Below are 12,367 nucleotides of genomic sequence, written 5' to 3' on the forward strand. Positions count from 1 at the left end.
GCCCGCCGATGCGGATTGCGAAGACACGCCTGATCGGACCCGACGGCAACGAGGCCTATGCCGCCTTCGCCATCGCCGTATCCTTCTTCGTCTTCGCCTATTCCTTCCGCTTCGGTCAGGTGTCCATTCTGGCCTATTATGCATTGTGGATGCCGCTCGTCGCCGTCGATTACCGGCGCGTTCTCGGCAACTACGCGCGTTATGCATGGATCTTCGCCTTCGCGCTTTTCGCCTGCCTTTCCGTCTTCTGGTCACAGGCGCCCGGCACCACGGCGCGGGCCGGCGTGCAATATCTCTCGCATGTCGTCTGCGCGCTGATCGCCATGCGCGTCGTCGATAGCCGCACGCTGGTGCGCGGCGGGTTGCTCGGCACGGGGCTGGTGCTGCTCTATTCGATGGTCTTCGGCGTCTATCACCTGGATCCGCTCGACGGCACCTACAGTTTCGTCGGCGCCTTCGCCTCGAAGAACCAGCTTGGCTTCTACGCCTCGCTAGCAGTGCTCTTCGCCTTCGCCGCGCTTTTTCTCGGCGTCGAGCGCGGCCTGTGGAAGCTCGCCGCCATCGGCTGCGTGCTGGTCGCGCTCTATTGCCTCAAGGCATCGCAATCGGCGACCTCGGTGCTGACGACCGTTGCGATCGCCGGCCTTTGCCTGGCGCTCCGGGCGCTCGAACGGCTTGCACCGCGTCATCGCAAGATGCTGTTCCTGGCGCTTGCCGTGCTGACCGTGCTGATCCTCATCGCCGGTGCCTATGGCGGCGGTTATGAAATGGTGCTCGGTGCCTTCGGCAAGGATGCGACGCTGACCGGCCGCACCTATCTCTGGCAGCAGGGTATCGAGACGGCGGGCCAGGCGCCGTTCGCCGGGATCGGCTATCAGGCGTTCTGGGTGCAGGGTTTTGCGCTCGCGGAAAAGCTCTGGGCGGATTTCTTCATCTCCGGCCGTAGCGGTTTCCATTTTCACAACACCTTCATCGCCGCCACCGTCGAAACGGGCCTTGTCGGCTGCCTGCTTCTGACGATGGTGCTTGTCGTCACCCTTGCCGGGCATCTCGGCCGGCTGCTCTCGGCTGTACGAGACGAGGAGGCATTGGTGCTTTTCACCATCGCGGCACTGCTCGCCGTGCGCACCTTCGTGGAGATCGATATCCTCAATCCCTATCATGTCGGCTCGTTCCTGCTCTATTTCGCCGCCGGCAAGCTGGCCGACGGGCGACGGCGCCCCGTGCAGAGGGCCGTTTCCTATAGGGCGGCCTTCGCATGACGGCGAAACCTGCGTCCGGCACGCTCTATGGCATCCAGTATCTGCGTGCTCTCGCGGCGCTGGCGGTCGTCGCTTTCCATGCTGCCGAGCGCACCGGATATGCCTTTGCCATCGGCGCGGCCGGCGTCGACGTCTTCTTCGTCATCAGCGGTTTCATCATGTGGGTGATCGTCAAGCGGCGTCCGGTCTCGCCCGGCCGCTTCCTCCTCGACCGCATCCGCCGCATCGTTCCGGTCTATTGGCTGGCGACGGGTGTCATGGTTGCGGGGGCTCTGGCAGGGCTCTTTCCCAATCTCGTGCTGACGGCCGGCCATGTCGCCGCCTCGCTGGCCTTCGTGCCGGCGCGCTCGCCGAGCAGCGGCGAGATCTGGCCGGTGCTCGTGCAGGGCTGGACGCTGAACTACGAGATGTTCTTCTACCTCGTCTTCGCCGCCTGCCTTGCCCTGCCGCAACGGCTGCGGCTCCCGGGCATGGCGGGGCTGTTCGGCATGCTGGTCGTGCTCGGGCTTCTGGTCGAGAGCGATGCGCCGCTCTTTCTCGTCTATACCCGCCCGATCATTCTCGAATTCGTTGCCGGCATGCTGATAGCCCGGCTATGGCTCGATAACCAAGTGCCGGGCCGCCCGCTGGCCTTCGCGCTTGTCGGCCTCGGGCTTGCCGGTTTTGCGGCCATCGGGGTGCTGCGGCTGCCCTTCGACGAATGGACCTGCGGCCCGCTCGCCTGCGCGCTGGTCTACGGCACGGCCGCGCTCGAAAAACACCGCGGCATTCCGCGTCTTGCGCTTCCCGTCATGCTCGGCGACGCGTCCTATTCGATCTATCTCTGGCACACATTCGCGATTTCCGTCACTGCCAAGGCCGGCACGCTGCTCGGTATGCCGCCGGCTCTCGCTTTCATTCTCTCGATCTGCGCCGGTCTCGCTCTGGGCCTCGTGGCCTATCGTCTCATCGAGCGGCCGCTGTTGCGGGCCGGCAAGGAGGGATGGTTCATCCGGCGGTCGGCCAAGGCGGCAAGTTGATCCCTCATAGCTCTTCGAGCGTATCACCGAAGCGCTCGATGCCGCGCAGGCGGGTGCGGCCGGCGGGGCCGGCGCGTTCGATGGTGCGCGTCGTAATGAGGTGGCAGACGGCCATGACCGAGACGTGGTTGAACAGGGCGCCGGGTGCCAGCGTCTGACAGCGGAAGTGCCAGGCGGCGCTGACGCGATGGGAGACGCCTTCATCGGTGATGTAGAGCAGCTTTGCGCCGCTCTTCTCGATGGCCGTCAGGATGGTCTCCATCTGCGCGACGCGGCGGCGCAGGCCGAAGACGATGGCGACATCCTCACCGGTGACGCTGACGAGATGTTCGCCGAGCGTCTGGCCGGCGCCGGGAATGGCGACGATGTTTTCCACGACCTGCGTCATCTGCCATTGCAGGTAATCAGCGAAAGCGTGGCTGCTGCGAAAGCCGAGCACCCAGGTCTTGCGCGCCTTGAGGATCGCATCGGCGACCGCATCGACCTGCGCGTCGGTGATCGTGGCGAAAGTGCCTTCGAGATTGGTAATGCCCTGCGCGACATGGGCGGCGACGGATTGCTCGGCGGCCGCATCGGTGGAGGCGGCCAAGAACAGGCGCGAGCCGGTCTGCCGCTCGTCACGCGCGTGGCGACGGGCCTCTTCATAGTTTTCATAGCCGAGCCGGCGCACGAAACGTGTCACCGTGGCATTGGAGACCTGCGCCAGCTTGGCGAGCTCGGAGGCGGAATAGCTGGCAAGCTCGCCGGGAAAGTCGCAGACGAAATCGCCCAGTCGCCGCTCGGCCGGATGCAGGTCGTCAAGCGCATCGCGCACGCGAAACAGAAACGACCGATCCGTGGAACCCATCTTGCTCACCGCCTTCTCCCAATAAATCAAGGTTGTAATCGACCCGACGGACTTCGCAAGGCGTGCTGCGAAAAGCGCCGGTAAAGATTATTGCAAAACTGTTTTCATGATAGTATCATGTGAAAATTGATTTTCATACTGATGCCAAGGAGGAGGAGACTATGGCAGCAGAAGGCATGGTGCAGTCCGGCAAATCATCGCCGGCTATCCGTCAACTGGAGGGCGCGCTGACCCGCATCGGGGTCACGGGCGCGCACAAGCAGATAATCGCGCTGGTCTTGATCGGTTGCCTGTTCGACGCATTCGAGCAGAACACCATCGGCGTATCCGGCCCGCTGCTGAAGGAGCATTGGGGCCTGACCGGCACGGATATCGGCTTCCTGAACACGATCACGTTCGGCAGCGCGGCCATCGGCCGCCTGCTTTCGGGCATTCTCGGCGACCGCTACGGCCGCCGCGTCATGCTGACCATCAATCTCTTGCTGTTCTCGCTCGGCTCGGCGGCCTGCGCGCTGGCACCGGACTTCATGTTCCTGTGCATCGCGCGTGCGATCGTCGGCTTCGGCGTCGGCGGCGAAATCTCAACGGCCGTTACCATGCTGTCGGAATTCTGCTCGCCGAAATTCCGCGGAACGGCCGCCGGTCTCGTCAATGTCGGCGCGGGCGGCTTCGGCAACTTCTTGGCGCCGGTCTACGGCCTGATGATCTTCAGCATCTTCCCTGGCGAGGACAGCTGGCGATGGCTCTTCGCCTCGCTCGCGCTGCCGGCTCTGCTCGTCGTGTTCTATCGCCGCTTCGTGCCGGAAACGCCGCGTTTCCTCGCCTCGCAAGGGCGCATCGACGAGGCGAACAAGGTGCTTTCGGTGCTGGAATCCGGTTCGCTCCGACCCAAAAACCTTGTGGTCCGCGAATACCTGTCCAAAGACAACGAGCAGGACGCGCCGCGCGCCAAGGGCGGCTGGAAGGAACTCTTCCGTACGCCGTTCCTCGGCCGCATCGTGCCGGTATCCATCGCCATCCTGATGAGTTACGGCGCACAGCTGTCCGTGCTCACGCTGATGCCGGTCATCTTCGTGTCGATGGGCTACACGCTGCAGGGCAGCCTGTTCTACAGCATGATCATCCAGTCGGGCAGCGTTCTGGGCGCCATCGCTGCCTCGATGTTCGGCTATTACTTCCCCCGAAAGCGGGTGCTGACGGTCGGGGCGGTCTGCGCCTGCCTGGCCGCCCTTTCCATCCTGCAGTTCGGCACGACCATCTATCTGGTGCTGTTCTTCGGCGCGCTCTTCCAGTTCTTCGTGCTTCTTCTGAACACCTCGATCTGGATCTATGCGCCGGAACTCTTCCCGACCCGCATCCGCGCCTTCGGCGTCGCCTTCATCCTGGCGACGGGCTCGGCGGCCGGTTCCTTCGTGCCGACCATCTCGGGCGCCCTGTTCGATCACTACGGCATGGGCGGCGTGTTCGGGCTTGCCGCGGCCATGTATGCGGTCTTCGCGATCTGCATCCAGCTCGGGCCGGAGACCTATGGCATGTCGATGGAAGACATCACCCAACGTGCGGATACGGCAGGGACGGGTGAAAGCATCCCCGCTGCCGAACCCCTGAAAGCAGGAGCATAACGGAAATGACCCCGCATATACTGTTGATCAATCCCAACAGTTCCCGCGCCACGAGCGACATGATGCAGACGATCGCCCTCAGGGCGGCCGGCGGCAGGCTCGACGTCAAGGCCGTGACGGCGGATCGCAGCCCGCCGATGATCACGACGCCCGAGCAGCTGACGGCCTCGGCCGCCCAGGTGGTCGAGCTCGGCACGGCGCATGAGCGCGATTGTGCGGGCATCATCGTCAGCGCCTTCGGCGACCCCGGCCTTGCCGAGCTTCGCCGCAAGGTCAATGTGCCTGTTGTCGGCATCTGCGAGGCCTCGATGATCGAGGCTTCGCAAGGCGGGCGCCGGTTCGCCGTCGCCACCTCGACGCCTGAACTCGTCGAGGCCATCGATCAGCGCGCGTTCGATCTCGGCCTCGGTCATCTCTATGCGGGCGTGCGCTGCACAGCGGGCGATCCGCTTGCCCTTGCAGCCCATGCCGGGCTTCTGGCCGAGGCGCTGGCCGGTGCGGTGCGCGACTGCATCGATCTGGACGGGGCCGAGGCCGTGATCATCGGCGGCGGCCCGCTCGGCCAGGCCGCCGAGCAGCTGCGCACGCGCTTCGGCAAGCCGGTGCTTGGGCCCATTCCCTGTGCGGTTGAACGGGTCTTCGCGCTGATCGAGCGCGACGGGGTCATGCCTCAGGCGATCTGAGGTCCGTTTTGGCGCAGGGAATGATCGGCGGGCTTAGTCCCGCCGATTGGCATTTTCACGCAAATGTGTATTCGCCTTGCAAAGCGCAAATCCAAAAGGGTACTGATCGGAATCAGACGGGCAGGGGACGGCCCGTTTCGGCCTCGCGTATCGGAAGGTGGGACGCATGGAAATTCTGACAGCTGCCGGTCTGACGGCGCTCTTGCAGGTCATCGCAATCGACCTGGTTCTTGCCGGCGACAATGCCGTCGTCATCGGCCTTGCCGCCGCAGGCCTCGATCCGGCGCAGCGCAAAAAGGCGATCCTCGTCGGCATCATCGCAGCGACGGTGCTGCGCATCATCTTCGCGACGGTGGCGGTGCATCTGCTCGCCATCATCGGCCTGCTGCTCGCGGGCGGCCTGCTGCTGCTCTGGGTCTGCTGGAAGATGTGGCGCGAGCTGCGCGGCGGCCATGGCGGCGCGGAGGAGGCCAACCTCGAAAACGCGCCGAAGAAGACCTTCTTCCAGGCCGCGACCCAGATCGTCGTTGCCGACGTCTCCATGTCGCTCGACAACGTGCTGGCCGTCGCCGGTGCCGCTCGCGAGCATCCGAGCGTGCTGATCATCGGCCTCATCCTCTCCATCGCGCTGATGGGCATCGCAGCGAACTTCATTGCCAACCTGCTGAACAAGCATCGCTGGATCGCCTATGTCGGTCTCGCGATCATCCTCTATGTCTCGCTCGACATGATCTATCGCGGTGTGCTCGAGGTCATGCCCTATGTCGGCGCCGGCTGAGCGTCTTCCGCTTCAGCACAACCGCATATCCAGGCGCGCGATGACAATCGCGCGCCTTTTGCGTTTCCTCACTCGAACAGGTCCGGATTGGACGCCTCGATCTGCGGCAGGTCGGTGAGAATACCGTTCAGATGGCTACGCATGGCGGCCTCGGCGGTGTCGGCGTTGCGGGTGTCGATGGCATCGATGATCGCCTCGTGCTCGGCGATCAGCCGGGTCATGGAATCGGGGTGGCGGAGCTGCAGATTGCAGACCCGGTCCATATGCGCCTTGATGTCGGAGATGGCGTTCCAGGCAAGCCCGCAGCCGGCGCCCTCGGCGATGGCGATATGAAACTGCTCGTCCTCGCGGCGGAAGGCGTTGTGGTCGTCGGCGTCGCGCGCGGCCTTCTGGCGGGCGAGGATCGTGTCGATCTTGCGCCGCGTCCAGCTGTCGAAACTCTCGCTGGCGCGGCGGGCGACGGCGGTCTCGATTGCCTCGCGCACGAAACGCGCCTCCATCATCTGCCGCGCCGAGATGCGCACCACGACCGTGCCGCGGTTCGGCCTGATATCGACGAGCTTCGATTTGCCGAGCGCGATTAGCGCCTCGCGCACTGGCTGGCGCGACACGCCCATGCGGGTGGCGATATCCTGCTCGGAGAGCCGCATGCCGGGAGCTAACTCCAGGCGGATGATGGATTCGCGCAGGTCGCGCTCCACCTGCGCTGCCGCGGTTTCGCCCGTGTCGATCTTCAGGGATTCAAGGTTCACGTCTTTTCCCGCCATCACGCGTTGACATCCATTTAGAGCCACCATACAGTACCATACAATTCATGTGCAACAGAAATCCGGTGGCCTGAAAGCCGGGTCAAAAGGGAGGGGCTGGCGTGCTATTGCCGGCCGGAAGACGATATTGCTGTCCAATTTCATTGCACCCGATTCCCGTGACCCGCGGCTGAACAGTAAAGCCCGCTATCAGATGCTTGTCGATGGCAAGTCCGTCGATGCGGCCTCCGGCCGGACGATCGATCGGGCAAGCCCCGGCCATGCCGGTGCGGTTGTCGGCACCTGGCCGGAAGCCTCGGCGGATGATGTGCGCCTGGCGATTGCGGCCGCGCGCCGCGCCTTCGATACAGGCGCGTGGCCGCGTATGTCGGGCGCCGAGCGCTCGCGTCTGATGTTCAAGGTGGCGGACCTTATCCTTGTGCATCAGGAAGAGCTGGCGCTGGCCGAGAGCCTGGAGGTCGGCAAGCCGATCGCCCAGGCGCGCGGCGAGATCGGCTTCTGCGCCGATCTCTGGTCTTATGCGGCCGGGCAGGCGCGGGCGCTGGAAGGCCAGAGCCACAACAATATCGGCGATGATAGGCTCGGTCTCGTGCTGCGCGAGCCGGTCGGCGTCGTCGGCATCATCACGCCGTGGAACTTCCCCTTCATCATCGCCTCCGAGCGCGTGCCGTGGGCGATCGGCGCCGGCTGTACGGTGGTGCTGAAGCCGTCCGAATTCACGTCGGGCACCTCGATCCGTATGGCGGAACTGGCGCGCGAGGCTGGCATTCCCGATGGCGTGTTCAATGTCGTCACCGGTTATGGCGATCCGGCCGGCCAGGTGCTGGCGGAAGATCCGGGCATCGATATGGTCGCCTTCACCGGTTCGGTGCGTGTCGGCACCAAGCTCGGCGAGATCGCGGCGCGCAGCGTCAAGCGCGTCGGGCTGGAACTCGGCGGAAAGGGGCCGCAGATCGTCTTTGCGGATGCGGACCTCGAAGCTGCGGCTGACGGCATCGCCTATGGCGTTTATCATAATGCCGGCCAGTGCTGCATTTCCGGCAGCCGCCTGCTGGTCGAGGAAAGCATTCGCGATGCGCTGATGGAGCGCCTGCTCGATATCTCGCGCAAGGTCACCTTCGGCGATCCGCTGAACGAGCGCACCAAAATCGGCGCGATGATATCAGAGGCGCATGCAGAGAAGGTGCATTGCTATGTCGAGGCGGGCGTGGCCTCCGGCGCGAAGCTTCTGCTCGGTGGCGAAAGGGTCGGCAGGGAGGCCGGTCTCTATTACGCGCCGACGGTGTTTTCCGGTGTGACGCCCGACATGTCGATTGCCCGTGAGGAGATTTTCGGGCCGGTACTCTCGACGCTGACCTTCAAGACGGCGGACGAGGCGGTGGCGATGGCCAATGCCACGGAATTCGGCCTGTCGGCCTCCGTCTGGTCGACCAATCTCGAAAACGCGCTGCAGAGCATCCGCCGCATCCGCGCCGGCCGCTGCTGGATCAACAGCGTGATCGACGGCACGCCGGAACTGCCGATCGGCGGCTACAAGAAGAGCGGCCTCGGCCGCGAACTCGGCCGCTACGGCTTCGATGAATATTCCCAGTTCAAGGGCGTGCACGTCACGTTCGGGCGCCCTGCGCCCTGGTTCGGGTAAGTCGCTGCTTTTGTAGCGAGAGGAGGAAAACCTCGGCTGGCGAAATCTTTGGTCGGAGCCCGCCAGCCGAGACTTGGGTCTTTTGGACCCGCATTGCACATCCAAAGGGAGGATACGCAAATGAAGTTGACCAGGTTGAAAGCCGTGGGCCTAGCCGCGGCGGCTGCCACCATGATGGCATCTACGGCGCTGGCCGCAGACGTCAAGGCCACGATGATCATCTACCTCGATCCGAGTGTCCAGTTCTTTAATCCCGTGGTGAAGGGCGCGCAAGACGCCGCCGCCCAGTTCGGCGTCGATCTTGACGTGCAATATGCCAACAACGATCCGGTGCGCCAGAACGACCTGATCGAAAGCGCGACGGCGAGCGGCGTCGACGGCATCGCCGTCGCCATCTCCTCGTCGGACGCCTTCGATGAAAGCATCTGCGCCGCCACCAAGGCCGGTATTATCGTCATCGGCTTCAACAATGACGATCTCGAAGGCGCCAAGGGCAATTGCCGCCAGGCCTATGTCGGCATGGATGAATTCGCCTCCGGCGTCGAACTCGGCGAACGCATGATCAAGGAATTCGGCCTGAAATCCGGCGACGTCGTCTTCAATCCGCGCGAAATTCCGGAAGCCAGCTTCGCGGTCGCCCGCGGCGGCGGCATCGAGAAGGCGATGACGGATGCCGGCATCAAGGTCGAGACGGTGCGCGCCGGCCTCGACCCGGCCGAAGCGCAGAACATCATCGCGCAGTTCCTAATTGCCAATCCGAACGTCAAGGCGCTGTTCGGCACCGGTTCGGTCACCTCGACCGTCGGTGCGGGCGCCATCAAGGATGCCGGCGTCAACATTCCTTTCGGTGGCTTCGACCTTGCCGTCGAGATCGTCAATGCGGTGGAATCGGGTGCGATGTTCGCCACCATGGACCAGCAGCCCTACCTGCAGGGCTACTATCCGATTGCCCAGATCGCGCTTGCCAAGAAATATGGCCTGACCCCGACGGACGTCGACACGGGACAGGGCGCCTTCCTCGACAAGTCGCGTATCAGCTCGGTCAAGCCGCTGATCGGCAGCTACCGCTAACCGGAATGCGCGGGAACCTGCCGGCGTGCCCGGCAGGTTCCTTCCCCCGAAAAAGATCGAGTGCCAGACCGTGACACCTATCCTTGCCGACAGCGCCGCGCCCCGTTCGCGCACGCAAAGACAATCCATCCTCAAGCAGATCATGGGCATGCCCGCCGGAGCGATCTTCCTCGTCTTCATGGCGTTGCAGATCGTCTGCATTGCAGGCGCATTGCTCTATCCCAATGAGTTCCGCTATCTCTCGCCGCAGAACCTGACGATCCTGATGAAGGCCGTTCCGGTGCTCGGCTGCCTGGCGCTCGGCGCCGGCGTGCTGATGATCGCAGGCGAATTCGACCTCTCCATCGGCTCCGTCTACACCTTCACCGCCGTCTTGATGGCAAGCCTCGTCGGCGCGGGCGTTAGTGCCTTTGTCGCGGCCCCGCTTGGCATTCTGGCCGGCGTCCTGATCGGCCTGCTCAACGGCCAGATCACGATCCGCTTCGGCCTGCCGTCCTTCATCGTGACGCTCGGTGGCCTGTTGTTTTGGCGCGGCGCGGTGCTGCTCTACAATGGCGCGGTACAGGTGCGCTTCGATCCCGAGCCCGTCTTCGCCAGCCTGTTTTCCGGCACGTTGCTCGGCATCAATGCCGCCTTCATCTGGATCGTGCTCTTCGTCGTCGGTTTCCATTTCCTGCTGCACCGTCACCGCTTCGGCAACCATGTCTTCGCGACGGGCGGCAATCGCGGCGCGGCCGAGGCGATCGGCATCAACACCAACCGCGTCAAGCTCGTCGCCTTCGCCCTTGCCGGCGGCATGGCGGCGGTGGCCGGCATTCTCGCAACCGCCCGCGTCGGCAGCGTGCAGCCGGGGCAGGGTGCCGGTCTTGAACTTCAGGCGATCGCCGCCTGCGTCATTGGCGGGCTGTCGCTGCGCGGCGGCCGTGGATCGATCATCGGCATATTCCTCGGCGTGCTGCTCATCCACACCATCACCGATGTGCTGCTGCTGTTGCGCGCGCCCGGCTTCTATCTCGATATGTTCATCGCGACGCTGATCGTGCTGGCCGCCATCTTCAACCATCTCATCGAGCGGCGGGGTGTTGCGTGATGTCCAATCTTCTCGAACTGCACAACATTTCCAAGAGTTTCGGTGCCCTGACGGCGTTGCGCAATCTGAGCTTCCATATCGGCGAGGGCGAAGTGGTGGGCCTGCTCGGCGACAACGGTGCGGGCAAGTCGACGACCGTCAACCTGATCTCCGGCATTCACAAGCCGACGGACGGCTATCTCAGCGTCGATGGCCGGAAGATGCTCTTCACCTGCCGCTCGGACTCCGCCGATGCCGGCATCGAAACGATCTACCAGCACACCGCCCTGGTGGACAGTCTATCGATCACCCGCAACATCTTCATGGGGCGCGAACTGACGGATCGTTTCGGCTTCCTGCGGCAGGCCGAGATGCGCGAGATCGCCATGGAGGTGCTGCAGAACGCCGTGCATATCTCGGGCATCGATAGCCCCGATACGCTGGTCGGCAATCTCTCCGGTGGCCAGAAACAGGCCGTCGCCATTGCGCGTGCCGTCTATTTCAAGAAGCGCGTGCTGCTGCTCGACGAGCCGACTTCGGCGCTTTCCGTTCGCGAGACGGAGGCGCTTTTGAACCAGGTGCTGAAGCTGAAGGCGGAGAACGTCTCCAGCGTTCTGGTGACGCACAATATCTACCACGCCTACCAGGTCTGCGATCGTTTCGTGATCATGAGCCACGGCACCAAGGTCTTCGATGTCGCCAAGGCCGACACGACGATCAACCAGCTCACCGACTATGTCGTGCTCACCTGATACCCATTTTTGAAAGGCATATGCCGTGACACTTTCCGTATCCGTTCGCCAGGTCGTCGGGCCTGAAGACGCCGCAAGGCGCAACACGCAGGGCCTCCGCGACGGCTTCGTCATCGAGGCGCTGTTCAAGCCGGGGGAGGTTAACCTCACCTACAGCCATCTCGACCGCATGATCGTCGGCGGCGTCGTGCCGACTGGCGGAAGGCTCGAGATCGACCATGTCGCTGAAACCGGCACGGATCAATTCCTCGAGCGCCGCGAGGCGGCGATCATCAATATCGGCGGTGCCGGGACGGTCAGTGTCAGCGGCACGGATTATGCGCTCGGCTTTCAGGAGGGCGTCTATATCGGTTTGGGCGAAGGCGCGATCGGCTTTGCCAGCAATGATCCCGCCGAGCCGGCGCTGTTCTATGTCCTGAGTGCGCCTGCGCACCGAACGTGCCCGACGGTGCACATCACCCGCGACATGGCGAAGAAGGTGCATCTGGGCTCTGCGGAGGAATCCAACCACCGCACCATCAACCAATATGTGCATCCCGATGTCTGCGAGAGCTGCCAGCTTCTCGTCGGCCTCACCATGTTCGAGCCAGGCTCCGTCTGGAACACCATGCCGGCGCATGTGCATGACCGGCGCATGGAGGTCTATCTCTATTTCGGCATGCAGGAGGCGACACGGGTCTTCCATTTCATGGGAGAACCGAGCGAGACGCGCCATGTCGTGCTGAAGAACCACGAGGCGGTGCTGTCACCCGGCTGGTCGATCCACTCCGGTGCCGGCACGGGCCGCTATGCCTTCATCTGGGCCATGGCGGGTGACAATATGAGCTTCACCGACATGGACAAAGTGCCGATGGA

At 63.7% G+C, this 12,367-nt stretch carries 12 protein-coding genes; 10 read left to right on the forward strand and 2 right to left on the reverse strand.

Annotated elements, in window-relative coordinates; genetic code table 11:
- The first annotated feature begins 8 nt into the window (after positions 1-8).
- Positions 9-1,262 (forward strand): O-antigen ligase family protein, encoded by a 1,254-nt coding sequence (locus ACOZKU_RS20010; protein WP_421580337.1) that lies wholly within the window; start codon positions 9-11, stop codon positions 1,260-1,262.
- Positions 1,259-2,281, forward strand: coding sequence for an acyltransferase family protein (locus tag ACOZKU_RS20015; protein WP_421580338.1), 1,023 nt, complete (start codon positions 1,259-1,261; stop codon positions 2,279-2,281). Before ACOZKU_RS20010 ends, ACOZKU_RS20015 begins: the two co-directional genes overlap by 4 nt.
- Before the next feature lie 4 nt (positions 2,282-2,285).
- Here the strand turns inward: ACOZKU_RS20015 and ACOZKU_RS20020 are convergent, their stop codons facing one another.
- Positions 2,286-3,128 (reverse strand): MurR/RpiR family transcriptional regulator, encoded by an 843-nt coding sequence (locus ACOZKU_RS20020; protein WP_421580348.1) that lies wholly within the window; start codon positions 3,126-3,128, stop codon positions 2,286-2,288.
- Positions 3,129-3,289: 161 nt separating this feature from the next.
- Here ACOZKU_RS20020 and ACOZKU_RS20025 point away from each other — a divergent pair, with 161 nt between their 5' ends.
- From ACOZKU_RS20025 to ACOZKU_RS20035, 3 genes are all read left to right on the forward strand, one after another.
- Complete coding sequence (locus ACOZKU_RS20025; protein ID WP_421580339.1) at positions 3,290-4,750, forward strand: MFS transporter; 1,461 nt, start codon at positions 3,290-3,292, stop codon at positions 4,748-4,750.
- Positions 4,751-4,755: 5 nt separating this feature from the next.
- Entirely contained in the window at positions 4,756-5,433 is a 678-nt protein-coding gene (locus ACOZKU_RS20030; RefSeq protein ID WP_421580340.1) for an aspartate/glutamate racemase family protein, read from the forward strand.
- Positions 5,434-5,599: 166 nt separating this feature from the next.
- A complete protein-coding gene (locus tag ACOZKU_RS20035; protein WP_314091471.1) occupies positions 5,600-6,211 on the forward strand; it encodes a TerC family protein in 612 nt (203 codons plus the stop codon).
- 68 nt (positions 6,212-6,279) lie between these two features.
- Here the strand turns inward: ACOZKU_RS20035 and ACOZKU_RS20040 are convergent, their stop codons facing one another.
- On the reverse strand, positions 6,280-6,981 hold the full coding sequence (locus ACOZKU_RS20040; protein ID WP_314091474.1) for a GntR family transcriptional regulator: 702 nt from the start codon (positions 6,979-6,981) through the stop codon (positions 6,280-6,282).
- Positions 6,982-7,105: 124 nt separating this feature from the next.
- On the opposite strand from ACOZKU_RS20040, the gene ACOZKU_RS20045 reads away from it, so the two are divergent.
- The 5 genes from ACOZKU_RS20045 to kduI form a co-directional block, all read left to right on the forward strand.
- Positions 7,106-8,620: an aldehyde dehydrogenase family protein gene (locus tag ACOZKU_RS20045; RefSeq protein WP_421580341.1), complete on the forward strand. Its 1,515-nt coding sequence runs from the start codon at positions 7,106-7,108 to the stop codon at positions 8,618-8,620.
- 120 nt (positions 8,621-8,740) lie between these two features.
- A complete protein-coding gene (locus tag ACOZKU_RS20050) occupies positions 8,741-9,691 on the forward strand; it encodes a substrate-binding domain-containing protein (protein WP_421580342.1) in 951 nt (316 codons plus the stop codon).
- A 70-nt stretch (positions 9,692-9,761) separates the two neighbouring features.
- On the forward strand, positions 9,762-10,781 hold the full coding sequence (locus ACOZKU_RS20055) for an ABC transporter permease (RefSeq protein ID WP_421580343.1): 1,020 nt from the start codon (positions 9,762-9,764) through the stop codon (positions 10,779-10,781).
- Positions 10,781-11,512, forward strand: a complete 732-nt coding sequence (locus ACOZKU_RS20060) for an ATP-binding cassette domain-containing protein (RefSeq protein ID WP_421580344.1) — start codon at positions 10,781-10,783, stop codon at positions 11,510-11,512. Before ACOZKU_RS20055 ends, ACOZKU_RS20060 begins: the two co-directional genes overlap by 1 nt.
- 25 nt (positions 11,513-11,537) lie before the next feature.
- Positions 11,538-12,367, forward strand: an 830-nt coding sequence (gene kduI / locus ACOZKU_RS20065; protein WP_421580345.1) for a 5-dehydro-4-deoxy-D-glucuronate isomerase, incomplete at its 3' end; no start/stop codon positions are given.

The organism is Shinella sp. M31 (assembly GCF_049199205.1).
GTDB lineage: Bacteria > Pseudomonadota > Alphaproteobacteria > Rhizobiales > Rhizobiaceae > Shinella.